This window comes from Mongoliimonas terrestris, assembly GCF_001927285.1.
GTDB lineage: Bacteria > Pseudomonadota > Alphaproteobacteria > Rhizobiales > Pleomorphomonadaceae > Chthonobacter > Chthonobacter terrestris.
Map to the genome: position 1 here is coordinate 296,373 of NZ_MSIG01000001.1, position 25,238 is coordinate 321,610.

At 71.4% G+C, this 25,238-nt stretch carries 24 protein-coding genes; 16 read left to right on the forward strand and 8 right to left on the reverse strand.

The features are described 5' to 3' along the window. The first annotated feature begins 50 nt into the window (after positions 1 to 50). Together obgE and proB are read left to right on the forward strand one after the other, a co-directional pair. Positions 51 to 1,094, forward strand: a complete 1,044-nt coding sequence (gene obgE / locus BUQ68_RS01215; protein WP_075214108.1) for a GTPase ObgE — start codon at positions 51 to 53, stop codon at positions 1,092 to 1,094. Positions 1,095 to 1,195: 101 nt separating this feature from the next. Further along, entirely contained in the window at positions 1,196 to 2,320 is a 1,125-nt protein-coding gene (proB, locus tag BUQ68_RS01220; RefSeq protein ID WP_075214109.1) for a glutamate 5-kinase, read from the forward strand. On the opposite strand, the gene BUQ68_RS01225 is transcribed toward proB, so the two are convergent. Continuing rightward, positions 2,304 to 3,263 carry a LytTR family DNA-binding domain-containing protein gene (locus tag BUQ68_RS01225; protein WP_075214110.1) on the reverse strand — a complete coding sequence of 320 codons (960 nt, stop codon included), beginning with the start codon at positions 3,261 to 3,263 and terminating at the stop codon, positions 2,304 to 2,306. The two genes, proB and BUQ68_RS01225, sit on opposite strands and share 17 nt — an antisense overlap. Next, entirely contained in the window at positions 3,260 to 4,099 is an 840-nt protein-coding gene (locus BUQ68_RS01230) for a hypothetical protein (RefSeq protein WP_139315119.1), read from the reverse strand. Before BUQ68_RS01230 ends, BUQ68_RS01225 begins: the two co-directional genes overlap by 4 nt. 271 nt (positions 4,100 to 4,370) lie before the next feature. Between BUQ68_RS01230 and BUQ68_RS01235 the strand changes: the two genes are divergently transcribed. The 11 genes from BUQ68_RS01235 (at position 4,371) to BUQ68_RS01285 (ending at position 14,783) form a co-directional block, all read left to right on the forward strand. Further along, positions 4,371 to 5,648, forward strand: coding sequence for a glutamate-5-semialdehyde dehydrogenase (locus tag BUQ68_RS01235; RefSeq protein WP_075214112.1), 1,278 nt, complete (start codon positions 4,371 to 4,373; stop codon positions 5,646 to 5,648). Positions 5,649 to 5,656: 8 nt separating this feature from the next. After that, entirely contained in the window at positions 5,657 to 6,352 is a 696-nt protein-coding gene (locus tag BUQ68_RS01240; protein ID WP_083656071.1) for a nicotinate-nucleotide adenylyltransferase, read from the forward strand. Between the two features lie 185 nt (positions 6,353 to 6,537). Beyond that, the gene (rsfS, locus tag BUQ68_RS01245) at positions 6,538 to 6,969 is read left to right on the forward strand and encodes a ribosome silencing factor (RefSeq protein ID WP_075214113.1); all 432 of its coding nucleotides are present in this window, start codon (positions 6,538 to 6,540) and stop codon (positions 6,967 to 6,969) included. A gap of 157 nt (positions 6,970 to 7,126) precedes the next feature. Beyond that, positions 7,127 to 7,609: a 23S rRNA (pseudouridine(1915)-N(3))-methyltransferase RlmH gene (gene rlmH / locus BUQ68_RS01250; protein ID WP_075214114.1), complete on the forward strand. Its 483-nt coding sequence runs from the start codon at positions 7,127 to 7,129 to the stop codon at positions 7,607 to 7,609. Between the two features lie 104 nt (positions 7,610 to 7,713). Beyond that, a complete protein-coding gene (locus BUQ68_RS01255; RefSeq protein WP_083656073.1) occupies positions 7,714 to 9,183 on the forward strand; it encodes a murein hydrolase activator EnvC family protein in 1,470 nt (489 codons plus the stop codon). After that, positions 9,180 to 10,520 carry a S41 family peptidase gene (locus BUQ68_RS01260; protein WP_175577705.1) on the forward strand — a complete coding sequence of 447 codons (1,341 nt, stop codon included), beginning with the start codon at positions 9,180 to 9,182 and terminating at the stop codon, positions 10,518 to 10,520. Before BUQ68_RS01255 ends, BUQ68_RS01260 begins: the two co-directional genes overlap by 4 nt. A gap of 327 nt (positions 10,521 to 10,847) precedes the next feature. Next, positions 10,848 to 11,996 (forward strand): divergent polysaccharide deacetylase family protein, encoded by a 1,149-nt coding sequence (locus BUQ68_RS01265; RefSeq protein WP_075214115.1) that lies wholly within the window; start codon positions 10,848 to 10,850, stop codon positions 11,994 to 11,996. Positions 11,997 to 12,081: 85 nt separating this feature from the next. Then, entirely contained in the window at positions 12,082 to 12,582 is a 501-nt protein-coding gene (locus tag BUQ68_RS01270) for an RNA pyrophosphohydrolase (protein WP_075214116.1), read from the forward strand. A 79-nt stretch (positions 12,583 to 12,661) separates the two neighbouring features. Continuing rightward, positions 12,662 to 13,216, forward strand: a complete 555-nt coding sequence (locus BUQ68_RS01275) for an RNA pyrophosphohydrolase (protein ID WP_075214117.1) — start codon at positions 12,662 to 12,664, stop codon at positions 13,214 to 13,216. Then, positions 13,216 to 13,620 carry a hypothetical protein gene (locus tag BUQ68_RS01280; protein ID WP_075214118.1) on the forward strand — a complete coding sequence of 135 codons (405 nt, stop codon included), beginning with the start codon at positions 13,216 to 13,218 and terminating at the stop codon, positions 13,618 to 13,620. The genes BUQ68_RS01275 and BUQ68_RS01280 overlap by 1 nt, the downstream gene beginning before the upstream one ends. Before the next feature lie 224 nt (positions 13,621 to 13,844). After that, positions 13,845 to 14,783 carry a hypothetical protein gene (locus tag BUQ68_RS01285; protein WP_139315120.1) on the forward strand — a complete coding sequence of 313 codons (939 nt, stop codon included), beginning with the start codon at positions 13,845 to 13,847 and terminating at the stop codon, positions 14,781 to 14,783. Positions 14,784 to 14,899: 116 nt separating this feature from the next. Here BUQ68_RS01285 and BUQ68_RS01290 read toward each other — a convergent pair whose 3' ends face one another. The 6 genes from BUQ68_RS01290 to BUQ68_RS01315 form a co-directional block, all read right to left on the reverse strand. Continuing rightward, positions 14,900 to 15,301, reverse strand: coding sequence for a F0F1 ATP synthase subunit epsilon (locus BUQ68_RS01290; RefSeq protein WP_075214120.1), 402 nt, complete (start codon positions 15,299 to 15,301; stop codon positions 14,900 to 14,902). A 118-nt stretch (positions 15,302 to 15,419) separates the two neighbouring features. After that, positions 15,420 to 16,859 carry a F0F1 ATP synthase subunit beta gene (atpD, locus tag BUQ68_RS01295; protein ID WP_075214121.1) on the reverse strand — a complete coding sequence of 480 codons (1,440 nt, stop codon included), beginning with the start codon at positions 16,857 to 16,859 and terminating at the stop codon, positions 15,420 to 15,422. A 32-nt stretch (positions 16,860 to 16,891) separates the two neighbouring features. Further along, positions 16,892 to 17,770 (reverse strand): F0F1 ATP synthase subunit gamma, encoded by an 879-nt coding sequence (locus BUQ68_RS01300; RefSeq protein WP_075214122.1) that lies wholly within the window; start codon positions 17,768 to 17,770, stop codon positions 16,892 to 16,894. A 97-nt stretch (positions 17,771 to 17,867) separates the two neighbouring features. Then, positions 17,868 to 19,397 (reverse strand): F0F1 ATP synthase subunit alpha, encoded by a 1,530-nt coding sequence (gene atpA, locus BUQ68_RS01305; protein WP_075214123.1) that lies wholly within the window; start codon positions 19,395 to 19,397, stop codon positions 17,868 to 17,870. Next, positions 19,397 to 19,957 (reverse strand): F0F1 ATP synthase subunit delta, encoded by a 561-nt coding sequence (locus tag BUQ68_RS01310; protein WP_075214124.1) that lies wholly within the window; start codon positions 19,955 to 19,957, stop codon positions 19,397 to 19,399. The genes atpA and BUQ68_RS01310 overlap by 1 nt, the downstream gene beginning before the upstream one ends. Positions 19,958 to 20,242: 285 nt before the next feature. Continuing rightward, positions 20,243 to 22,495, reverse strand: a complete 2,253-nt coding sequence (locus BUQ68_RS01315) for a primosomal protein N' (RefSeq protein WP_083656075.1) — start codon at positions 22,493 to 22,495, stop codon at positions 20,243 to 20,245. 211 nt (positions 22,496 to 22,706) lie between these two features. Between BUQ68_RS01315 and pdxY the strand changes: the two genes are divergently transcribed. The 3 genes from pdxY to BUQ68_RS01330 all read left to right on the forward strand — a co-directional run bounded on the left by pdxY (position 22,707) and on the right by BUQ68_RS01330 (position 25,130). Then, positions 22,707 to 23,594 carry a pyridoxal kinase gene (pdxY, locus tag BUQ68_RS01320; RefSeq protein WP_075214125.1) on the forward strand — a complete coding sequence of 296 codons (888 nt, stop codon included), beginning with the start codon at positions 22,707 to 22,709 and terminating at the stop codon, positions 23,592 to 23,594. Then, on the forward strand, positions 23,591 to 24,319 hold the full coding sequence (locus tag BUQ68_RS01325; RefSeq protein WP_075214126.1) for a DUF429 domain-containing protein: 729 nt from the start codon (positions 23,591 to 23,593) through the stop codon (positions 24,317 to 24,319). The genes pdxY and BUQ68_RS01325 overlap by 4 nt, the downstream gene beginning before the upstream one ends. A gap of 103 nt (positions 24,320 to 24,422) precedes the next feature. Beyond that, positions 24,423 to 25,130, forward strand: a complete 708-nt coding sequence (locus BUQ68_RS01330; RefSeq protein ID WP_075214127.1) for a carbonic anhydrase — start codon at positions 24,423 to 24,425, stop codon at positions 25,128 to 25,130. The last annotated feature ends 108 nt before the right edge of the window (positions 25,131 to 25,238 follow it).

Sequence of the window (25,238 nt, forward strand, 5' to 3'; positions counted from 1 at the left end):
TCGCCGCCTGGAACGAAGAGCGGCCCACGGGGCCGGCAGAGACGACAGACATGAAATTCCTGGACCAGGCGAAGGTCTACGTGCGATCCGGCGACGGCGGTGCCGGCGCGGTGTCCTTCCGCCGCGAGAAATTCATCGAGTTCGGCGGCCCGGACGGCGGCGACGGCGGCCGCGGCGGCGACGTGTGGGTGGAGTGCGTCGACGGCCTCAACACCCTCATCGACTATCGCTACGCCCAGCACTTCAAGGCCAAGACCGGCGTCCACGGCATGGGCCGCAACCGCCACGGCGCCAAGGGCGGCGACGTGACGCTGAAGGTGCCGAAGGGCACCGAGATCCTGGAGGAGGACGGCGAGACGCTGATCGCGGACCTGACCGAGGTCGGCGAGCGCCTGCTGCTCGCCAAGGGCGGCAACGGCGGCTTCGGCAACGCCTACTTCAAGACGTCGAGCAACCAGGCGCCGCGCCGCGCCAACCCGGGCCTGCCGGGCGAGGAGCGCTGGATCTGGCTGCGCCTGAAGCTGATCGCCGACGCCGGGCTGGTCGGGCTGCCGAACGCCGGCAAGTCCACCTTCCTCGCCCGCACCACATCGGCCAAGCCGAAGATCGCGGACTATCCGTTCACCACGCTCCACCCCGGCCTCGGGGTCGTGCGGGTCGGCAACCGCGAATTCGTGCTCGCCGACATCCCCGGCCTGATCGAGGGTGCCCACGAAGGCACCGGCCTCGGCGACCGCTTCCTCGGCCACGTGGAGCGCTGCGGCGTGCTCCTCCACCTGATCGACGCCACCGGCGACGATGTGGCGGAGGCCTATCGGGTGGTGCGCGGCGAGCTGGAGGCCTACGGCAACGGCCTCGACGAGAAGCCGGAGATCGTCGCCCTCTCCAAGGTGGACGCGCTTTCGCCGGATCTCCTCAAGGGCCGGATCAAGGCGCTGAAGAAGGCGATCGGCCGGGAGCCGATGACCCTCTCCGCCGCCAGCGGCGAAGGGGTGGACGACGCGCTCCGGGTGATCTGGCGTACCGTCGACAAGGGCCGGCGCGCGGTCGACGACATGTCGCCGGTCGGCAAGGCGGAGACCTGGGAGCCATGACGGCGGCAGCGGGGACGACGGCAACGGGGACGGCGGTGGCGGAGACGGCATGGGTGGACGGGCCCGCCGACGCGGCCGGGGCCATCGGATCGAGCGCCCCGATGGGCGGCGCGCTCGCGCCCTATCGCCGGGTGGTGGTGAAGATCGGCTCCGCCCTCCTGGTGGAGGGCCGGTCCGGCGTCCTGAAGCGGGCCTGGATGGAGAGCATCGCCGACGACGTGGCGCGGCTCGCCGCGGGCGGGGCGGACGTGCTGCTCGTCTCCTCCGGCGCCATCGCCATGGGCCGCGGCGTGCTCGGCCTGCCGAAGGGCAAGCTGAAGCTGGAGGAGAGCCAGGCGGCGGCCGCGGTCGGCCAGATCGCGCTCGCGCGCGCCTGGAGCGAGGTTCTGGCGGCGCGCGGGCTGACCGCCGGGCAGGTCCTCCTCACCCTCGGCGACACGGAGGAGCGGCGGCGCTATCTCAACGCCCGCGCCACCATCGGCACCCTCTTGAAGATGAAGGCGGTGCCGGTCATCAACGAGAACGACACGGTGGCCACCACCGAGATCCGCTATGGCGACAACGACCGGCTGGGCGCCCGGGTGGCCGCCATGATGGGCGCCGACCTCCTCGTGCTCCTCTCCGACATCGACGGGCTCTACACCGCCCCCCCAGCCCTCGACCCCGAGGCGCGGCACCTGCCGGTGGTGGACCGCATCACCCCGGAGATCGAGGCGATGGCCGGAGCGGCCGGATCGGAGCTCTCCCGCGGCGGCATGAAGACCAAGATCGAGGCCGGCAAGATCGCCACCGTGGCCGGCACCCGCATGATCATCGCCTCGGGCAAGATCGACGGGCCGCTGTCGGCGGTCGACGGCGGCGGGCCGCACACGCTCTTCCTCGCCGAGGCCAATCCGGTGACGGCCCGCAAGGCCTGGATCGCCGGCCACCTGGAGCCGCGCGGCACGGTCGCGGTCGACGACGGCGCGGTCCGGGCGCTCCGGTCCGGCAAGAGCCTGCTGCCGGCCGGCGTGACGCGGATCACCGGCCGGTTCGAGCGTGGCGACGCCGTCCGGGTGCTGGACGCCGCCGGGCTGGAGATCGCGCGCGGCCTCGTCGCCTATGACGCGGCTGACGCCGAGCGGATCCGCGGCCGCAACTCCTCGGCCATCGAGGAGATCCTCGGCGTTCCCGGCCGCAGCGAGATGATCCACCGCGACGATCTGGTGCTCACGGGCGAGGGCTGATCGGCGCCGGTTTGCCACCATCGGGGGCCGCGCCGACACGTTCGGCGGCGGCCAGCGCGTCCGGGTCCGCCGGCTTACTTGACGGCTTCGTCGCCTGTCTCATCGCCTGCCTCAGGGCGGATCGGCGGCTTCGGCTGACCGGAAGGTTCGGCCCGTCGATCATTGTGCACACCGTCCGGCCGTCGCGGGTGACGACCGCGTCCACGTGATCGAGCGAGATCCAGTGCGAGCGGTGCACCTGGATGCCGTTGGCGTGGGACAAGAGATCCAGCGCCCGGCCGAAAGGGAAGAGGATCAGCGTGTTTCCACGCGTCGTGTAGACCCTGAGATAGTGGAGTTCGGCGGAGAGCGCGATGATCTCCCACCCGAGCCGCCGCGGGATCCTGGCCCGGAACGCGGCGACGTCGTCGGAGGCGGCAAGCCCGTCCGGTCGGTCGTCGGCATCTGTGGGTCGGGTTGCCGCGACCGTCATGAGGCTCGGCGCGTTGATGAGCCCCCAAACGAGGACGAAGGGAACGACGAGCACGGCGAACTCCGCCCCGGCCCGCACGACGATGGGCAGGGCCACCGGATCGACGGAGCCGGCCGCCCCGAACAGGCGGTCGATCAGAAGTGCCAGCGGCGTGAAGACGAGCGATCCGACGACCGCCGTCAGCGTGGTCTGCGCGAGGCCCGGCAGCGCGCCGATCCGGCGCACCCGCGCGAGCCGGACCTGGACGAAGGCCAAGAGCGCCAGCGCCGGGACCACATGGGCGGCCCAGAACACCATGGCGTTCAGCGTGCCGAGCCCGTCGGAAGCGCTCGGGCCGATCCAGGTCAGCGCCAGCGTCAAGCCGGCGCAGTGGAGCGCGAGGCGCAGGCCCCAGCCGATCCGTGCCGGCTCCGGGGTCCCGTCCGCGGGGCGCGTGTCGCCGCCGGGTCCTGCGGGCGCGATGCCGGTCATGCGCTGATCAGGGGGACGCCCTGGAGGGCCTGGAGAAACACGAGGACGGTGAGGATCGCGTAAAGGACGGCGACGATCCACGTGGTCCGGGCCGGCAGGGCGAAGCGGTCGACCAGGATGCCGGCGACCGGCAGGACCTGCATCGCGTGGAGCGCCAGGAAGTGGGCAGGCCTCAGATCGCCGACCTCCATGGACCGGCCGAGGACGGGAACGCGCGGCCCGCCCTCGGTAGGCACGCCGATGTAGCGCCCGTCGTTGCCGGCCAGCTCGCCGGCGACCCAGCTCGTGAGCACGACGGTGAGGCCGAACCCGAGGCCGAGGCCGAGGCGAAGGCCCGGCGCAAACCGCGCGCCCCGGTCGAGCCAACCGGCGATACCCACGACGGCGATCGCCACCATCAAAATCGTCGCCCCGAGCCCCATCAGGCCGTACATCATCTCATGGAAGGCGGACGAACCGTTGAAGTGGGACGCCTCCTGGCGGGCGGCCTGCGCGGCGATATAGGCCATCTCGAAGGCAAAGGCGGCGGCCGATCCGGCTGCGGCGAGAAGGAGGACGAGGCCGGTGCGGACCGGCTGCGACAGGCGCTCCGTCACGAGCGCCAAGGTGGCGAAGAGAAGGGCGAAGGACACGGCGAACTTGAACGGCTTCAGCCAGATCGCCTCGGCGCCGATCCGCCGATCGTCGAGGACGAGCATGCCGAAGATCAGCACGGTCATGCCGACCGCCGCGACCGTCATCCGCCAGAACCACGACGCCGTGTCCTGGCCGGTGGAAAGGCCGATGGGACCGGCGGCCATCCTGATGCCCTCGATTCCCTGTTGGATCCTGCTCATCCGACGTCTCCTTCGGTCGTGGAGGGCCGATCACCGCATGGTCGGGGCCGCCTCGCCAGCCGATCTGCACGAAACGACAGGCGGTCCGCACGAACGGCCATGCCGGCCGGCGTCGCCGGGCGTGCGGTACCAAGCGCAGGGATACGGACTTGCCGCCCGGCCGGATCCTGCGGGCTCGACATCCGGGCCGTTTCCGTGGAAGTGTCCCGCCTCGCGCGGATCCCGACGCCGACAACCGAATTGCCGCTCCGGGCGGCCGAGTGACTTCATCATGCTGCACACAGCCGATCCCGACATCCCCGCCCTGATGGCCGACATCGGCCGGCGCGCCCGTGCGGCCGCCCGCCGGCTTGCGATCGCCACGGGCGCGGAGAAGAGCGCCGCGCTTGCCGCCATGGCGGCCTCCGTGCGCGGCCATGTGGCCGAGATTCTTGCCGCCAACGCCATCGACGTGGCAGCCATGAAGGCCAACGGCCAGACGGCCGCCTTCCTGGACCGCGGCACGCTCAACGAGGCGCGCGTCGGCGCCATCGCCGACGCCCTGGAGGCGATCGCCGGCCTGCCGAATCCGGTCGGCCGGGTGCTCGCCGCCTGGACGCGGCCGAACGGCCTTGCCATCGAGCGAGTGGCGACGCCGCTCGGTGTGATCGGCATCATCTTCGAGAGCCGGCCGAACGTGACGGCTGACGCTGGGGCGCTGGCGCTGATGGCCGGCAACGCGGCGATTCTGCGCTGCGGGTCGGACAGTTTCGCCTCGTCCACGGCGCTCCTCACCGCCATGCAGGACGGCCTTGCGGCCGCCGGCCTGCCGGAGGACGCCATCCAGCTCGTGCCGACAAAGGACCGGGCCGCCGTCGGCGCCATGCTGACCGGGCTCGACGGGGCGATCGACGTGATCGTGCCGCGCGGCGGCAAGAGCCTCGTCGCCCGGGTGCAGGCGGAGGCGCGCGTGCCGGTGTTCGCCCACTTGGAGGGGATCTGCCATCTCTACGTGGACAAGGCGGCGGACCTTGAGATGGCGGTCGCCATCGCGGTCAACGCCAAGATGCGGCGGACCGGCATCTGCGGCTCGGCCGAGACCCTGCTGGTGGACCGCGCGGTCGCCTCGACCCACCTGGTGCCCATCCTCGACGCCCTCGCCGCCGCCGGATGCGCCATCCGCGGCAGCGACGCGGTCAGGGCGCTCTGGCCCGCCGCGACGGCCGCCACCGAGACCGACTGGTCGACCGAATACCTGGACGCCATCCTGTCGGTGCGGCTCGTCGACGGGGTGGACGCGGCGATCGAGCACATCGAGACCCATGGCTCGCACCACACCGAATCGATCGTGACCGACGATGCCGAGACGGCCGAGCGCTTCATGAACCGGATCGACAGCGCCATCGTGATGCACAACGCCTCAACCCAGTTCGCCGACGGCGGCGAGTTCGGCATGGGGGCCGAGATCGGGATCGCCACCGGCAAGATGCACGCCCGGGGGCCGGTCGGCGTGGAGCAGCTGACGAGCTTCAAGTACCGGGTGCGCGGTACGGGCCAGCTGCGCCCGTGAGCGGACGCATGTCCGCCCGTCCGCGCATGCCGGCGACCGTGCCGGGCATGGCGATCGGCCTCTTCGGCGGCTCGTTCGACCCGCCCCATGCCGGGCACCGGCACGCCAGCCTGACCGCGCTCCGCCGCCTGGGGCTCGACCGGATCTGGTGGCTGGTGACGCCCGGCAACCCGCTGAAGGACACCGGCCGGCTGCCGACGATCACCGCCCGCATGGCCGAGGCCGCCCGGCTCGCCGACCATCCGCAGGTGGCGGTGACCGACCTGGAGGCGCGCCTCGGCACCCGCTACACGGTCGACCTCGTGGAAAAGCTGGTGCGGATCCGGCCGGATCTCCGCTTCGTGCTGCTCATCGGGGCGGACAACTGGGCCACTTTCCACCGCTGGGGCGGCTGGCGCCGCATCGCCGCGCTGATGCCGATCGCCGTGGTGGACCGGCCCGGCACCACACTGAAGGCCCTTTCGTCGCCGGCGGCCAAGGCCTTCGCGGGCGCCCGCCTGCCGGAGCGGCGGGCCTCCGCGCTCGCCGGATCGAGCCCGCCGGCCTGGGTGTTCCTGACCGGGCACCGGGTGCCGCTCTCCTCCACCTTGCTCCGGCGCGCCCGCGCCCGCACGTCCACCAGCCGGCCAGCCGGCGCGGCGGGCAAGGATGCCCCGGCGCCCGCCGACGGCCTTGCGACGGGTGCGCGTGGAGCCCTGTCTTGAAATTTTCTTGGTTCAACCCCTATTCTATGGCTTGTGCGATCGGGATCGCACAAGGGTCGCGGCACGGGTCCGGGACTTCACCGGATTCCGACCGTGCCATGTGGCGATGTGCCACCTGTGGCTAGGTCCATGACACACCGTCGTTCGACTTGGTTCGACACGATCGAAAGGTACACCCCCTGAGCATGACACTCTCTTCCGAGGGCGCGGGGCTCCGCGCGCCTCAGGCTCCGGCGTTGACCGCCTCTCCGGCGGCAGCGCCGACCGACGGAACCCCGGCCGGTCTTCTCGAAACGGTTCTGGCCAGTCTCGAGAACGCCAAGGCGGAAGAACTGGTGGCGATCGACATCGTCGGCAAGTCGCCCATCGCGGACCACATGGTGGTCTGCTCCGGTCGATCGCACCGGCACGTCGGCGCCATCGCCGACCATCTCCTCAAGGACATCAAGGACGCCGGCTTCGGCACGGCCTCGGTGGAAGGCATGACGGCCTGCGACTGGGTGCTGATCGACACCGGCGACGTGATCGTCCACGTGTTCCGCCCGGAGGTCCGCCAGTTCTACAATCTGGAAAAGATGTGGGCGGCGGACGCGACCCCGGTGCGCATCCACGGCTGAGGATCGGCCCGAACCGGTGCCGGACCGCCCCCCGGGCGGCCTCGGTCCGGCGCGTGCGGTGTGACGCGTGCGGTGTGACGCGCGCGGTTCGGCGCGCGGTTCGGCAATGGGCGGCGACCATCGGTGATGGCCGCCGACGAAAGGTGACCCGAGGCTCATGCGCATCGCCATCCATGCGGTCGGCCGGCTGAAGGCCGGGCCGGAGCGCGACCTCGCGGACCGCTATCTGGACCGGGCGGGCAAGAGCGGCCGCGCCCTCGGCGTCTCGGCCGTCACCGTCCGGGAGGTCGCGGAAAGCCGCGCCGCGCGCGCCGACGCCCGCAAGGACGAGGAGGCGGCGGCCCTCCTCGCCGACCTGCCGGACGGCGCGCTGGTTCTCGCCTTCGACGAACGCGGGGAGGCGATCGACAGCGGGCGCTTCGCCGCCCTCCTCGACGGCGCCCGCGGACGGGCGGTGCCGGCGGCGGTCTTCCTGATCGGCGGGGCGGACGGGCACGGACCGGCGGCGCTCGCCCGGGCCGACCACCGGATCGCCTTCGGCCGCCTCACAGTTCCGCACCAGATCGTCCGCATTCTCGCCGCGGAGCAGATCTATAGAGCGCTCACCATCCTGTCGGGGCACCCCTATCACCGGGCCTGACGAGACCCGGAAGGGGTATCGTCCGGTTCGGCTTGGAACTAGTGTCGGCCCGATCGTCTCCTCCCCGTGCCCCATGGCACGCCGCCCGAGTTCTCCTGCTGCCGATGCGGTCCGACCGTTTCTCCTGCCTCCTGCCGATCGGGTGCGTGCTGGCCGTCGTTCTCGGCGGCACCGCCGGCCCGGCGGGCGCGCAGGCGCAGCCGGCTGGCGCCAGGGAGGCGGGCGCCGGAGAGGCGGGTTCGGGGAACGCGGGCGCTCCCCTGCCCTATGCCGATCCGGGCGCGGCGGGGAGCCTCGTAGGCGGCACCGGCGGGCTCGGCGACACGGAGATCGCCGTGCCCTCCGCCACCCTGGCGTCGGACCCGAAGGATCCGGCCGTGATCGAGGCGGAGCGGACCCTGCGCGGCGCCGAACTGGAGGCGATCCGGCGCGACCTGGACCTCACCGCCGGCCGCCAGGCGGAGATCGCGGCGGAGATCGCCCGGATCGCGGACGACAGCGCCGCTCTCGACCGCGACCTGATGGAGACGGCCGCGCGGGTGCAGGACCTGGAGAGCGCCGTCTCGGCCGCCGAGGGCCGGCTGTCGGGCTTGGCGGATCAGGCCGCGCTGGTGCGCACCAGCCTCGACGGACGCAAGGCGATCCTCGCCGACGTGCTCGCCGCCGCCCAGCGGATCGGCCGCCGGCCGCCGCCGGCGCTGGTGGTGAAGCCAGAGGACGCGGTGGGCGCGGTCCGGTCGGCCATCCTGCTCGGGGCCGTCCTGCCGGAGGTGCGGGTGGAGGCGGAGGCCCTCGCGGCGGATCTCGCCACGCTGGTGGACGTGAAGCGCCGCGCCGAGGACGAGCGCGACCGCCTGCGCCAGGACGCCGGCCGCTTCGTGGAGGCGCAGAAGCGGCTGGAACTGCTTCTCGCCGAAAAGCGGTCCCAGCGCGCCGAACGGGCGGCCGCGCTGGTGGCGGAGGCCGCCAAGGCCGAGGCGCTCGCCGAAAAGGCAAAGTCTCTCGAAGAGTTGATCGGCAGCATGGAGCGGGATCTCACCTCCGTCCGGGAGGCGGCCCGCCAGGCGGCGGAGGCGGCGCGGCGGGAGCGCCCGGCGCCGAGCGACACCGGCCGGCTGCAGCCGGCGATCGCCTTCCAGGACGCCAAAGGCCGGCTGATGCTGCCGGTCCGCGGCGTCACCGTCCAGGATTTCGGCGCGGACAACGGGCTCGGCGGGACAGCCGCCGGCCTCTCCGTCGCCACGCGGGCAGGGGCACGGGTCACCGCCCCGGCGGATGGATGGGTCGTCTATGTGGGATCGTTCCGCAGTTACGGCCAACTCTTGATCCTTAACGCCGGCGGCGGATATCATGTGGTACTTGCTGGCATGGAAAGGATCGACGTGGAACTCGGTCAGTTCGTTTTGACCGGTGAACCCGTCGGGGTGATGGGCAGCCAGCGGCTTGCGAGTGCAACGGTACCGGATGTGAGCCTTTCACAGCCTGTGCTCTATATCGAGTTTCGCAAGGATGGCGCTTCGATCGACCCGACTCCATGGTGGGTCGCGTCGCAGGATCGGAAGGTTCGCGGATGATCAGGAAACTCTCGCTTCTCGCGGCCGGCGCCTGCCTTGGCGCCGCCGTCACCGTCGTCACAGGAACCGGCCAGCTGCCGGGTCTGGGAACCGCGATCGCGGCCAGTGCCGACACCTATCGCCAGCTCAATCTCTTCGGCGACGTGTTCGAGCGCATCCGCGCCGACTACGTGGAGGAACCGGACGAGGCGGCGCTGGTGGAGTCTGCCATCAACGGCATGCTCACTTCCCTCGACCCGCATTCGAGCTACATGAGCCCGAAGTCCTTCCAGGACATGCAGGTGCAGACCCGCGGCGAGTTCGGCGGGCTCGGCATCGAGGTCACCATGGAGGAGGGCGCGGTCAAGGTGGTCACGCCGATCGACGAGACCCCGGCCGCCCGCGCGGGCGTCATGGCCGGCGACCTCATCGTCGGGCTCGACGGCGAACAGGTGCAGGGCATGACCCTGCAGCAGGCCGTGGAGAAGATGCGCGGCCCGGTGAACACGCCGATCACCCTGCAGATCCAGCGGGCCGGATCCGACAAGCAGATCGAGATCAAGGTCGTGCGCGACGTGATCCGCATCCAGTCGGTGCGCTCGCGCGTCGAGGGCGACGTGGGCTATGTGCGCGTGACCCAGTTCACCGAGCAGACCTTCGAGGGCCTGAAGACGGCCGTCGACAAGATCCGCAAGGACGTGGGCGACGACACGCTGAAGGGCTTCGTCATCGACCTGCGCAACAACCCCGGCGGCCTTCTCGACCAGGCGATCGCGGTCTCCGACGCCTTCCTGGACAAGGGGGAGATCGTCTCCACCCGCGGCCGGCATGAGAACGAGACCCGGCGCTACTCAGCCCGCAGCGGCGACCTGACCGGCGGCAAGCCGATCATCGTCCTCGTCAACGGCGGTTCGGCGTCCGCGTCCGAGATCGTCGGCGGCGCCCTGCAGGACCACCGCCGCGCCACCATCGTGGGCACCCGGTCGTTCGGCAAGGGCTCCGTCCAGACCATCATCCCGCTCGGCGCCAACGGGGCGATCCGTCTGACGACGGCGCGCTACTACACGCCGTCGGGCACCTCCATCCAGGCCAAGGGCATCACCCCGGACATCGAGGTGCTGCAGGAGCTGCCGGAGGAGCTGAAGGACCAGGTCACCGAGACCAAGGGCGAAGCGAGCCTTCGCGGCCACCTCAACGCCGAGGACGGGGCCGAGAAGGAGGAGTCCGGCTCGCAGGCCTACGTGCCGCCGGATCCGAAGGACGACAAGCAGCTGAACTACGCCTACGACCTGTTGCGCGGCCTGCAGGCGAACAGCGCCTTCCCGCCGAGCCAGGCGGCCGCTCCGATCCCGAACTGATCGGCGCACCAGGGTTGACCGAACAAGCGCTCCGCCCGTAAAGGGCGGGGCGCTTTTTTCATGTCCGGTTCGCTGCGGCCCGGCCGGCCGGCGCCAGATCGGACCTGCCCGCGTTGCAGACGTCCCGTGCCAGTCGGGACCGGATAGGCCTGCACCCCTGTTCGGCAGCGCGGTTCGTCAAAGACGCGCTCGTCCCGTGCCGGAGAACGGCGAGGGACGACACATTTACCTTTCATTATCCATTCCGCACGATGGTGAGGCATGCCCCCGCGACGGACCGGACGGTCCGGCCGGCCGCTGATTCGCCCGCAGTCCGATCGGGTTTCGATGAGCGATCTCACCTCACCACTCGGCTACAAGCCGCCGGCCGGAAGCCGAACGGCCCGGCCCGTCGGGCTGATTCTCGCGTCCGTGGTGGTCGCCGTCGCCGCCATGGTGGTTCTCTGGGTCGTCGTGGTGGAGGATCCGCTCGGCGGCCAGCCGGTGGCCATCGCCGCCATCGAGAGGGCGGAGGGACCGGTCCAGCGCGAGGACGTGACGGTGGTCGGCGTGAAATCCGGCTTTGGCGAGATCCTGCCGCAGGTCGGCGAAGAAGCCGAAGACCCGGACGCGGCGATCGACAGCGTCGAGGTGCCGCCCGACGGCATCGTGCCGCCCCGGTCCACCGCCATCCTGACCGCGCCCGATCCGGACCTTGTGGAGGAGACCGCCCTCGGGCCGTTGCCGAAGGTGTCCGTCACCGGGCTCCGGCCGCTCGACGCCTATGCGCGGCCGGTGCCGGGCTTCGTCGGCCAATCGCCCCGCATCGCCCTCGTGGTCGGCGGCCTCGGCCTCAGCCAGACCGGCACCCAGGAGGCGCTCGCCAGCCTGCCGCCCGATATCACGCTGGGCTTCGCGCCCTACGGCTCCAGCTTGGACCGGTGGGTGCAGAAGGCCCGCCAGAACGGCCACGAGCTGCTGCTGCAGCTGCCCATGGAGCCCTACGACTATCCGGACAACGATCCCGGTCCGCACACCCTCCTGACCTCGCTGGACAAGGAGCGGAACCGGGAGCGGCTCCACTGGCTGCTCGGCCGCCTCAGCCTCTATGTGGGCGTGCAGACCTACATGGGTGCCCGTTTCACCGCAGAGACGCCGGCCCTCGAAGCCGTGATGAGCGAACTGGGCACCCGGGGGTTGCTGTTCGTGGACGAGGGCAGCTCGTCGCGGAGCGTGGCGGCCGACGTCGCCAAGACGCGGGCGGTGCCCTTCGCCAAGGCGGACATCCTGATCGACGCGATCCCGTCGGAGTCCGACATCGCCAGCCGCCTCGCCCAGCTGGAACAGATCGCCCGGTCCCGCGGCCTTGCCATCGGCACGGCGAGCGCCCTGCCGGTGACGGTGCGGGAGATCGCCAATTGGGCCCGGACCCTGGAGGCGCGCGGCATCACCCTGGTGCCGATCAGCGCCACGCAGTCCCTCGCCGATCGGCCCTGACGGCGCGGCCATCCGTTGCCGGAGCGATGACAGGGCCGGGCATTCCGGTGCATGCTGCGGCGAGCCATCGAACCGGAGTGCCGTGATGACCGAGCCGGAAGACCTGCCCTATCGCCCGTGCGTCGGCGCGGTCCTGATCAACCGGTCGGGCCTTGTCTGGATCGGCCGGCGGCTGGACGCGGCCGGCGACGGGGACGACGGCTGGCAGCTGCCCCAGGGCGGGATCGACCCCGGCGAGGACATCCTGGCCGCCGCCCGGCGCGAGCTCCACGAGGAGACGAACGTCTCGTCGGCGACGCTGCTGGCGGAGGCGCCGGACTGGTACGCCTACGACCTGCCGCCGGACGTCGGCAAGGAGAAGTTCAAGCGCAAGTGGCGGGGGCAGACCCAGAAGTGGTTCGCCTTCCGGTTCGACGGCGACGAGAGCGAGATCGACATCCACCGGCCCGCCGGCGGCGCCCACAAGCCCGAGTTCGGGCGCTGGCGCTGGGAGGCTCTCGACCGGCTGCCGGCCCTGATCGTGCCCTTCAAGCGGCCGGTCTACGAGAAGGTGGCCGCCGCCTTCGCCCACCTGGTCCGGACGTGAGCGCCGGCAAAGACCCTGCTCCCGATTCCCCGTCCGCGGCGATCCCCGCCCGATCCGACCCGAACCACCGGACCCTTCGATGCCCGAAAGCCTGAAAGCGGAGCCGACCGACGACGCCTGGAAGACCGGCCTGCCCTTCCGGCCGAACGTCGGCATCTGCCTGTTCGGCCCGGGCGGCCACGTGTTCGCCGGCCGCCTCACGCCCAATCCGGACGGATGGCCGGATCCGGAGCGGACGGCGCCCGGCGCCGACTGGTCCATGCCGCAAGGCGGGATCGACCCCGGAGAGGATCTGGAAGGCGCCGCGCGGCGGGAGCTCTGGGAGGAGACCGGCGTCACCAGCGCCACGCTCCTCGCCATCGGCGAGCCGTCCTGGACCTACGACTTTCCGGCCCGCGGCGCACCCGGCCACAAGCTCCACCCGTTCCGCGGCCAGAGGCAGCGCTGGGTGGCGTTCCGGTTCGAGGGCTCGGAAGCGGAGATCCGGGTGGATGCGGCGCACACCGACGAGCCAGCGGAGTTCCTGGAGTGGGGCTGGCGTCCGCTCGCCATGATGCCGTCGATCGGGCTCGTGCACCGGCGTCCGGTCTATGCGGAGGTGGCGGCGCTGTTCGGCCGGTTCGCGGCGGCCTGATGCGGGCGCCGCGCGCCATCGCCCTTGCCGCCGGGCTGGTGCTGCTCCAGGCCCCGGGCGCGATCGGCGCCGAGCGGACCGGCACCACCGCCGCGCCGCTTCTTTCCACCGACGGCACCTGGAGCGCCCGGAAGACGGTGCGCCTGCCGCAAGGGCCGGACGGGACCGTCGCCGCCCTCTCCTGGCTGGTCGCCTATCCGGCGGCCGGACCGGTGGTGGCGGAGATCTGCGTCGGGCGGCGGTGCCTGGAAACCGACCGGCCGGAGGTCTACGACGACCGGCGGCTTGCGGGCATCCCGCTCGGCCCCGTCACCCTCCGCGTCCGTACGGCGGCGCCGGACGGCGGTCCGCGCCTGGTTGCCGGGTTGCCGATCCGAATCAGCGTCACCTTGAAGGCGCCGTGACCCGCTTTCGGGCGGTCCGCCACGGCAAATCGGGACACGGTCGGGCTGGACGGTGGCGGTCCGGCGGACCGGCAGCTTGGCCGTCTGACCCTGCGGACGCGCTCGGTTCTGCGGCGGCTAAGCTCGCTTCAGGCCTTCAACCCGCTTTGCTTGTTTCCAGATTTACCGCATGCGGCTAACATGCATTCAGGGCGTCGGGGGGCACCGCAAGCCCGAGACGACCCTTGGAGCATCAGCCTCAACCCCGCTACCGGTTGCGCGGGGCGACCGCGCCGCCCCGCCTGCCCGTCCGAACCGGCGCCGTTCTCGCCCGCGGCCTTATGGCCGGCACGGCGTCCGGCATGCGGGCGGCCCTTGCCCGCGCCGCACGCGACCCGGGATCGCCGCCCGTGCCCATGCTGCACGCGCGCCTCTTCTTCCGCCGCCGCCTGGTCCTGGCTGTCGATCCCGCCAGCCTCGACCGTCAGCTGGCCGTCAACGTGACCGACGGCACCTGGTGGATCGACCTTGCGGACCGCCTGACGGACGGCGCCGACTGGACCGACGTCATCCACCCGCTGGCGACCTATGAGGCGCACCGGGACATGGTGGCGTTGATCGAGGCGGACCTTCGCTACCGCGACACCACGCTCTATGCAGTCCTCGCCGCCCAGGCGGCCGCCGGCGCGCCGGCGGTCCGCTTCGGCGTGGCGCTCGCCGACCGCGCCCGCATCGATGCCTACTTCGACTATTACGTGGCCCTGGTGCGCAGCATCGAACGGCGGGGGCTGATGCCGCGAAGCGCGCTCCCGCTTCGCAAGGTGCCGCGCGGCGGCGGCGTGCGGCCCTGGTACGAATGGACCGAACGGGATCCGGGCATCGCCATCGGGCCTGACGGAGAGGTCCTGCGCTTTGCCGGCGGGCGGCACCGGACGGCGATCGCCCGGTCGCTGGGCCTGCCGAGCATGCCGGTGGAGCTGCGGCTCGTGCACACCCGCTGGCTCCGCTCCGAGATGGAGCGCACGGGCAAGACGGCGGAGCGGATCCTGCTCGACTGGGCGGCCGAACGGGCCCCGACCGCGGCCCTCCACCGGACGGGCTGGTTCGCCCACCGGGTGGCCGGCGCCCGGTCGGCGGAGACGATCGGCGCCCTCGTGGCCGCGGCCGGGCTGCTGCCGGTCTGACCGCGCGCGAACGACAGGTTTTTCGGCACGGCCCTGCCGGCGGAACGAAAAACCCCGGGCATGGCCCGGGGTTCAGAGACGATGGTGCGGCGCCGACCGGTCGGCCCGGGCAAGACTCAGGCGGCGCGGAGCGCGTCGGCCACGTCGCGCAGCTGGGCAAGCTTCTGCTCGGCGCGCTGGCGGGCGTCCGGGGTCTTGGCGTCCGTCACGTCCTCTTCGGCGTTGCGGATCTCGGCGGCGATCTGGTCCGCCTTGAGGTCGGCGACCGGAACCGCCTTCTCGGCGAGCACCGTCAGACCGGTCGGCGACACGTCGGCGAAGCCGCCGCGGATGAAGATGCGCGTGGTGTCGGATCCGGTCCGCACCGTCACCACTCCGGCCCGGAGCGTGGTGAGGAAGGGCGAATGGTTGGCGAGCACGCCGAAGTCGCCGTCGACTCCCGGCAGGTCCACCTGATCCACCTCGGTGGACAGAACCAGGCGCTCGGGGCTCACCAGTTCGAACTTGAAGGTCGCCATAGGAAAGGCTCTCCCGGAGGCCGCTGTTCAAGAGATCGGGCGGCGACGCCGCCCGTCCGTTCGGATCGAGACCGGACAAGGAGGGTTCGCCCGGCAAAGGCCGGGCGACCGTTCGTCCTCAGGCCGCCTGGGCGGCCATCTTCTGGGCCTTCTCGATCGCGTCCTCGATCGTGCCGACCATGTAGAAGGCGGCTTCCGGCAAGTGGTCGTACTTGCCTTCGACGAGACCCTTGAAGCCCTTGATGGTGTCTTCCAGGGCGACGAGCTTGCCCGGCGATCCGGTGAAGACTTCGGCCACGAAGAAGGGCTGCGACAGGAAGCGCTCGATCTTGCGGGCGCGCGCCACGGCGATCTTGTCCTCTTCGGAAAGCTCGTCCATGCCCAGGATGGCGATGATGTCCTGCAGCGACTTGTAGCGCTGCAGCACTTCCTGGACGCGGCGGGCGACGGCGTAGTGCTCCTCGCCGATGACCTGCGGATCGAGCATGCGCGACGTGGAGTCGAGCGGGTCCACCGCCGGATAGATGCCCTTCTCGGCGATCGAGCGGTTGAGCACCGTCGTGGCGTCCAGATGGGCGAAGGAGGTGGCCGGGGCCGGGTCGGTCAGGTCGTCGGCCGGCACGTAGATGGCCTGCACCGAGGTGATCGAACCCTTGGTGGTGGTGGTGATGCGCTCCTGCATCTGGCCCATGTCGGTGGCGAGCGTCGGCTGATAGCCCACCGCCGACGGGATGCGGCCGAGGAGCGCCGACACTTCCGAACCCGCCTGGGTGAAGCGGAAGATGTTGTCCACGAAGAAGAGCACGTCCTGGCCCTTGTCGCGAAAGTGCTCGGCGATGGTGAGGCCGGTGAGGGCGACGCGGGCGCGGGCGCCCGGCGGCTCGTTCATCTGGCCATAGACGAGGGCGCACTTGGAGCCCTCGGTGGACCCGGCGTTCTCGTGCGGGTCCTTGTTCACGCCGGACTCGATCATCTCGTGGTAGAGATCGTTGCCCTCGCGGGTGCGCTCGCCGACGCCGGCGAACACCGAATAGCCGCCGTGCGCCTTGGCGACGTTGTTGATCAGCTCCTGGATCAGCACCGTCTTGCCAACGCCGGCGCCGCCGAAGAGGCCGATCTTGCCGCCGCGGGCGTAGGGGGCGAGCAGGTCGACCACCTTGATGCCGGTGACGAGGATCTGCGCCTCGGTGGCCTGCTCCACGTAGGACGGGGCCGACTGGTGGATCGCGCGGAGGCTCTCTCCGGTGATCGGGCCGGCTTCGTCCACCGGCTCGCCGATCACGTTCATGATCCGGCCGAGGCAGGCGTCGCCCACCGGCACGGCGATCGGGGCGCCGGTGTCGTGCACCGGCTGGCCGCGCACGAGGCCTTCGGAGATGTCCATGGCGATCGTGCGGACGGTGTTCTCGCCGAGATGCTGCGCCACTTCCAGCACCAGGCGGGTGCCGTTGTTGGTGGTCTCCAGCGCGTTCAGGATCGCCGGCAGATGGTCGTCGAACTTCACGTCGACGACGGCGCCGATGACCTGGGTGATGCGTCCGACCTTCGTGTCAGCCATCGTTTTCGTCCTTGCGTCGATCAGTATGTCGGTCAGAGCGCTTCGGCGCCCGAGATGATTTCGATCAGTTCCTTGGTGATCATGGCCTGCCGCGAGCGGTTGTACTGCAGCGACAGCTTGTTGATCATGTCACCGGCGTTGCGGGTCGCGTTGTCCATGGCGGACATGCGGGCGCCCTGCTCCGACGCGGCGTTCTCAAGGAGCGCGGTGAAGATCTGCACCGCGATCGCGCGCGGCAAGAGCTCCTCCAGGATTTCCGGCTCGCCCGGCTCGTAGTCGTAGAGCGCGCCGGCCGTCGCGGAGCCGGCGGTCGCGTCGACCTCGAAGGGCACGATCTGCTTGGCGGTCGGGATCTGGGCGATCACCGAGCGGAAGCGGGAGTAGAAGAGCGTGCAGACGTCGAACTGGCCGGCCTCGAACATGTCCAGCACCTTCTGCTGGACGCCCGCGGCGACCTCGTAGTTCAGCGTCTTGATGCCGCGCAGCTCGATCCGCTCGATGATGCGGCCGCCGTGGTCGCGGCGAAGAGCGTCGGCGCCCTTCTTGCCCACGGTCAGGATCTTGACCTCCTTGCCCTCGGCGAGGAGACGGTTGATGTGCTCGCGGGCGAGGCGGACGATCTGGCTGTTGAAGCCGCCGCAGAGGCCGCGCTCGGCGGTGCAGACCACCAGGAGGTGCACCTGCGTGCGGCCGGTGCCGATCATCAGGCGCGGCGCGTCGTCCCGGCCGACCGATCCGGCGGCGAGGTTGCCCAGCACCTCGGCCATGCGGTCGGCGAACGGACGGGCGGCCTCGGCGGCCTCCTGGGCGCGGCGCAGCTTCGCCGCGGCGACCATCTGCATCGCCTTGGTGATCTTCTGCGTCGCCTTCACGGAGGCGATGCGGTTCTTCAGATCCTTCAAGCTCGGCATGTCGGCTCCTGCCCCGATCCGTCGGAGGCGGCACGATGTCGGCGAAAGACGGTCCGCCGGGCCCGGATGGGCTCAGCGGACCGGCGTCTTCGGGTGATCAGGCGAAGGTCTTGGCGAAGGCAGCGATGGCGTCCTTCAGCTTCGCCTTGAGGGCGTCGGTGATCTGCTTCTCGGCCCAGATGCCGGACAGGATGTCCGGGTGCTTGTCGCGGAGGAACCGGAGGAGACCCTCCTCGAAGGCGCGCACCTTGCCGACCGGGAGCGGATCCAGGTAGCCGTTCACGCCGGCGAAGATCACCGCCACCTGCTCTTCCGTCTTCAGCGGCGAGAACTGCGGCTGCTTCAGGAGCTCCACGAGGCGGGCGCCGCGGTTGAGCAGCTTCTGCGTGGCGGCGTCCAGGTCGGACCCGAACTGGGCGAAGGCGGCCATCTCGCGATACTGCGCGAGCTCGCCCTTGATGGTGCCGGCCACCTGCTTCATCGCCTTGATCTGGGCGGCGGAGCCGACGCGCGACACCGAGAGGCCGACGTTCACCGCCGGACGGACGCCCTGGTAGAAGAGGTTCGTCTCCAGGAAGATCTGGCCGTCGGTGATGGAGATGACGTTCGTCGGGATGTAGGCCGACACGTCGTTCGCCTGGGTCTCGATGACCGGCAGAGCGGTCAGCGAGCCGAGACCGTTCTCCTTGTTGAGCTTGGCGGCGCGCTCCAGAAGGCGGGAGTGCAGGTAGAACACGTCGCCCGGGTAGGCTTCGCGGCCCGGCGGACGGCGCAGGAGCAGCGACATCTGACGGTAGGCGACGGCCTGCTTGGAGAGGTCGTCGTAGGCGATCAGGGCGTGCATGCCGTTGTCGCGGAAGAACTCGCCGATCGCGCAGCCGGTGAAGGGCGCGATGAACTGCATCGGCGCGGCGTCCGACGCGGTGGCGGCGACCACGATGGAGTAGGGCAGCGCGCCGCTGTCCTCCAGGCGCTTCACGAACTGAGCGACCGTGGAGCGCTTCTGGCCGATGGCCACGTACACGCAGTAGAGCTTCTGGCTCTCGTCCGTGCCCTGGTTCAGCGGCTTCTGGTTGAGGAAGGTGTCCAGGATGATGGCGGTCTTGCCGGTCTGGCGGTCGCCGATCACCAGCTCGCGCTGGCCGCGGCCGATCGGGATCATGGCGTCGATCGCCTTGATGCCGGTCGACATCGGCTCGTGCACGGATTTGCGCGGGATGATGCCCGGCGCCTTCACGTCGACACGGCGGCGCTCGGTGTACTCGATCGGGCCCTTGCCGTCGATCGGGTTGCCGAGGCCGTCGACCACGCGGCCGAGCAGGCCCTTGCCGACCGGCACGTCCACGATGGAGCCGGTCCGCTTGACCGTGTCGCCTTCCTTGATGTCGCGGTCGGCGCCGAAGATCACGACGCCGACGTTGTCGGTCTCAAGATTGAGGGCCATGCCCCGGATGCCGCCCGGGAACTCGACCATCTCGCCCGCCTGGACGTTGTCGAGCCCGTAGACGCGGGCGATGCCGTCACCGACGGACAATACCTGGCCGACCTCGGAGACTTCGGCTTCCTGGCCGAAGTTCTTGATCTGCTCCTTGAGGATTGCGGAAATTTCCGCGGCGCGGATATCCATCAGCCGACCTCTTTCAGTGCGATCTTGAGCTGGTTGAGCTTCGTCTTGAGCGAGGTGTCGATCATGCGGCTGCCAAGCTTCACGACGAGGCCGCCGATGAGCGACGGATCGACGCTCGTGTCGAGAAGAACGGCCTTGCCGGTGATCTCGGCGAGCGCCGCCTTGAGATCCGCCGTCTGGGCGTCGTTCAACGGTTCGGCCGACACCACGGTCGCGGTCCGCTCGCCCCGGTGGGCGGCGTAGAGCGCGCGGTAGGCCTTGAAGATGTCCATCACGGTGAAGAGCCGGCGGTTGCGCGCGGCGAGCTTCACGATGTTGCCGACGTAGCCGCCGATGGCGGCGCGGTCGAGCACGGCCGAAACGGCCCGGAGCTGGTCGTCGGCGGAGAACACCGGCGAGCGCACGAGGCGCACCAGATCCGGGCTCTCGGCCATCAGCGCTTCGAAACGGGCGATGTCCGCCGCAACGGTGTCGAGGCTGCCGCCGTCACGGGCGAGGTCGAAGAGGGCCTGGGCATAGCGCTCAGCCACTCCTGAAGTCGTAGACGCCGTTTCGCTCACGGAAGCTCGATCCCCCTCACGCGCTCCAGGCTCGACGGGATCAACCGGCAAAGCTCTGAAACGACTTGCGAATTTAGGTGGATAAGCGGGGGTTCCTGAACCACCCCCACCCTGAAGTCGGCCCCATCTAGCATATGGGTCCGCCTTCCGCAACTCACCGCGCGGATTCTGAAAATGGCTGATTTCCGCGCTTTTCGCCGCAACCCTGCGAGGGAATGGTCGCGTCCGGACGAAAGGCTGAGGAATTCCGCCGGCTGGATCGTTTTAGGAGGTGGACACCTGCCGTCAGAGGAAGCTCTGCGGGTCGATGTCGACGCCGACATCCACGCCGCCGGTCGCCTTCGGTGCGGCCATCAGCCACGCGCGCATGTAGGCGGAAAGGTCCACGTCGCGCCGCCCGGCGTGGGCGAGCAGCCGGAAGCGGTGGCGGCCCCGCACCAGGGCGAGCGGTGCGTCCGCCGGCCCGAGGATCTCCACCGCCGGGTCGACCGGCGCGGCGCGGGCGAGTGCCCGGGCGTGGTCCTCGGCCCGTTCCCGGTCTGCGCCGGAGACGATCACGGCGGCGAGCCGCCCGAACGGCGGCATGCGGGCGATCTGCCGCTCCTCGAGCTCGGTGCGGTAGAAGCGCTCCGCGTCGCCGGACACGAGGGCGCGGATCACCGGGCTCTCCGGCGCATAGGTCTGCAGGACGCCGATCCCGTGGCCCTGGACGCGGCCGGCGCGGCCGGTCACCTGGGCGAGGAGCTGGAAGGTGCGCTCCGCCGCCCGCGGGTCGCCGTGGGCGAGGCCGAGATCCGCGTCCACCACGCCGACCAGGGTCAGCCGCGGGAAGGTGTGGCCCTTCGCCACCAGCTGGGTGCCGATCACGATGTCGCAGTCGCCCTTGGCCACCGCCTCCAGCTCGGCCCGCAGCCGCTGCACGCCGCCGGCGATGTCGGAGGAGAGCACGATGGTGCGCCGGTCCGGCAGCACCGCCTGCACCTCCTCGGCGATGCGCTCCACGCCCGGGCCGCAGGCGACGAGGGCGTCCAGGGTGCCGCAGCTCGGGCAGGCGTCCGGCCGCGGCTCCATGTGGCCGCAGTGATGGCATGCGAGCCGGCCGCGGAAGCGGTGGTCGACCAGCCACGTGGAGCAGTTCGGGCACTGAAAGCGATGGCCGCACGACCGGCAGAGCGTCAGCGGCGCGTAGCCGCGTCGATTGAGAAAGAGAAGCGCCTGCTCGCCGCGCTCGAAGGTCTGCCGCATGGCCGCGACGAGGCCGGGCGCCAGGAAGCGGCCGCGCTCCGGCCCGGCCTTGCGCATGTCGATCGCCAGCACCTCCGGCAGCGCCTGGCCGGTGGCGCGCGCCGGCAGCACGAGGTGGCCGTAGCGGCCGCGCTCGGCGTTGACGCGGCTTTCCAGCGACGGCGTCGCGGAGGCGAGGACGACGGCGGCGTCCTCCAGCCGGCCGCGGACGACCGCCATGTCGCGGGCATGGTAGGTCGCCCATTCCTCCTGCTTGTAGGCGGGGTCGTGCTCCTCGTCGACGACGATGAGGCCGAGGTCGGAGAAGGGCAGGAAGAGCGCCGAGCGGGCGCCGACCACCACCTTCACCCGCCCCTCCGCGACCCCGCGCCAGGCCCGGGCACGCGCCTTCGGGCCGACCTCCGAATGCCATTCGGCCGGCAGCGAGCCGAACCGTTCGGCGAAGCGCTGCAGGAAGGCCTTGGTGAGAGCGATCTCCGGCACCAGGATCAGCGCCTGCCGGCCCTTCCGCACACATTCGGCGACGGCCTCCAGGTAGACCTCCGTCTTGCCCGATCCGGTGACGCCGTCGAGGAGCGTCACGCTCGCGCCGGCGCCGATGCGCGCAACGAGCGCGGCGGCCGCGGCCGCCTGGTCGGCGGTCAGGCGCGGCGGCGCGAAGTCCGGCTCCGGCGCCCGCACCGGCGGCCCGGCCGGCAGCGCCACATCGACGAGGGTGCCGGCGGCGAGGAGGCCGTCGACCACGGAGAGGGAGACGCCGGCGGTGGCGGCGAGCCCGGTGCGGGTCCAGGCCATGCCGTCGTTCTCGTCGAGGAGGGCGAGCACCCGGCGGCGCGCGGGCGTCAGCCGGTCGGGCGCCGCGCCGCTCCTTGCCACGCCCCGGACGGGGGCCTCCGGCTCCAGCGCCTCCGGGGCGCGGAGTGCCATGCGGAGCACCATGCCGCGCGGGGTCAGGGTGTAGCGGGCGACCCAGTCGACGAGGGTGAGAAGCGCGGGCTTCAAGGGCGGGGCGTCGAACACGGTCTCGATCGGCCGCAGCCGGTTCGACGTGGCCGAGAGGGTCGGCGCCTCGTCGGTGACGACGCCGAGCACCTGGCGCGGCCCGAGCGGCACCCGCACGATGGAGCCCGGTCCGACGGCGACGCCGGCCGGCACCTTGTAGCTGTAGCTGTCGTCGAGGGCGACGGGGGTGAGCACCTGCACCACACGCTCCCGCCCTTCGGCGGGCGCCGGCTCCCCGGCGGCGGGCCCGAACAGGTCGTGGATGGTGGCGGGCGCGTCGCGTCGGGTCATGGCTTCATTGGTCGGGGGTGGTCATCGTGTGGGGGGCGGCGGGCGCCGCTTTCCTCGCACGGGGAGCTGGGATATGGGATGGAGGCCGACCCCACCCTAGACCGGACGCGGTCCGGTCGCGAGGGCCGACCGCGCGCCGTCCCCCATGGTCGCGCGCCGACCGCCCGCTGCCCGCACCCCGCTGCCCGAACCCTGGATCGAGCCCGCCCGCATGACCTCCGCCGCCGTCCTGGTCGTCTCCTCCCACGTGGTCCGCGGGTCCGTCGGCGCCAGGAGCGCCTTCGTGCTGGAACGGCTCGGCCATCGGGTGTGGTCGCTGCCGACGGTGATCCTGCCGTGGCACCCGGGCCACGGACGCGCGCACCGCGTGCCCGTGCCGGCAGAGGATTTCAAGGCGCTTGCCGCCGATCTTGCCCGCGCGCCCTGGCTCGGCGAGGTGGGCGCCGTGGTGTCGGGCTATCTCGCCGATCCCGCCCAGGCGACCGCCATCGCCGATCTGGTGGCGGCCGTCAAGGCGCGGAACCCGGACGCCCTCTACCTCTGCGATCCCATTCTGGGCGACGACGGCGGCCTCTATGTCCGCGAGGACGTGGCGGCGGCGCAGCGCGACGTGCTGATGCCGGTCGCCGATCTTGCGACGCCGAACCGATTCGAGCTCGGCTGGCTGACCGGCCGCCCCGTGGACAGCCTGCCGGCGGTCGCCGACGCGGCCCGCACGCTTTCGCCGAAAAAGGTGGTGGTGACGTCGGCGCCGGCGATGATGCGCGGCAAGATCGCGAGCGCCCTCGTCACCGCCCGCGACATGGTGGTGGCGGAAACGCCGATGATCGAGCGGGCGCCGTCCGGCACCGGCGATCTCTTCGGCGCGCTCCTCGTCTCGCGCCTCCTGGAAGGCCGGCCGGACGAGCAGGCGCTGGCGAGCGCGGTGGCGGGCACGTTCGAGCTGGTCGCCCGCAGCGTCAAGGCCGGCTCCGACGAACTGGACCTCGCCCTCCACCAGGACAGCCTGGTGCGGCCGATGGCGCTCGTGGACACCCGCCGCTTCGGCGGCCCCGCCGCGCGCAGGCGCCCCGCCCCGAAGCCGGACGCCATCCCGTGACGCGCGTCGCCGGCGTTGACGGCTGCCCGGGCGGCTGGATCGCCGTCGTCCTCGATCTGGCCGATCCGGCCGGCGCGTCGGTCCGCGTCGAGGCCCGGTTCGCCAGCCTCATCGACGGCCCGGACGCGCCGGATGTTGTCGCGGTCGACATGCCGATCGGCCTTCCGGCGACGGTCGGCCTCGGCGGCCGGCCGGCGGAGCGGGCGGTTCGCGGCATGCTGGGGCCGCGCCAGTCGAGCATCTTCTCCGTGCCGTCGCGGGCGGCGGTGATGGAGGGCGACTATGCGGCCGCGTCCGCGGCGGCGCTCGCCACGTCCGATCCGCCGCGGCGCATCTCCAAGCAGGCCTTCCACCTCTTCCCGAAGATCCGCGAGATCGACGCCCTCATGCGGGCCGATCCGGCCCGTGCGGCGCGGGTGTTCGAGACCCATCCGGAGGTCGCCTTCACGGTGCTGAACGGCGGCCGGCCCATGACCCTGCCGAAGAAGGTGAAGGGCAGCCCGAACCCGCCCGGCCTTGCCGAGCGCCGCGCCTTTCTCACGGCCCGCGGCCTGCCGGCCGCGCTCCTCGACGCCCGGCCGCCGCGCGGCGCCGCGGCCGACGACCTTCTCGACGCGGCCGTCTCGGCGCTGGTGGCGGCGCGCCTTGCAACGGGCAGAGCGGTGGCGCATCCGGCCGAGCCGGTGTTCGACGACCACGGCCTCCGGATCGCCATCTGGGCGTGAGCGGCGCCGATCGGCACTCTTGTGCGCCGCCGTCCGAGGGGCTAGGGAGGAGCGTCCCCCGTCGGTTCCACCCTGTCTCGTCAGTCTTCCGGAAGGACCGCCGATGTCGACCGAAACCAGCCCTCCGCCCGCGCGCCCGCCGCTGCCCGACCATTTCCCGGACCGCCTGGTCTCCGGCTACAAGGCCTTCCGCGCCGGCCGCTACCCGACGGAGGAGGAGCGCTACCGCCGGCTCGGCGACCTCGGCCAGAAGCCGGAGATCATGATGATCGGCTGCTGCGACAGCCGCGTCTCGCCGGAGGTGATCTTCGACACCGGGCCGGGCGAGATCTTCGTCGTCCGCAACGTTGCCAACCTGGTGCCGCCCTACACGCCCGACGGCGAACTGCACGGCACCTCCGCGGCGCTGGAGTTCGCCGTGGTGGCGCTCAAGGTGCGGCATATCGTGGTGATGGGCCACGGCCGCTGCGGCGGCATCGGGGCGGCGCTCGCCGAGGGCGGTGATCCGCTCACCCCCGGCGACTTCATCGGCAAGTGGATGTCGCTGATGGACGAGCCCGCCAACCGGGTGCGCTGCGACCACACCATCCCGCACGGCCAGAAACAGCGCGCGCTGGAGCACGAGGCGGTGCGCGTCTCGGTGCGCAACCTGATGAGCTTTCCCTGCGTCCAGACCCGGACGGCCAAAGGGTCGCTCCGCCTGCACGGGGCCTGGTTCGACGTCTCCGAAGGCGCGCTCCACGTGCTCGACCCGAAGACCGGCGCCTTCCGGGTGGTCGACGAGGGCGACAGCCCGTTCGCCTGCACCTGAGACGAGGTTTGCAGGGGCCCGACCCGTCGGGACAACGGAAACACGGGCGAGCCCGAACGGGCGTCGGCCGGTCGGGCCGGAACGCTCTCCAAAGGGCCGACGAGGCCA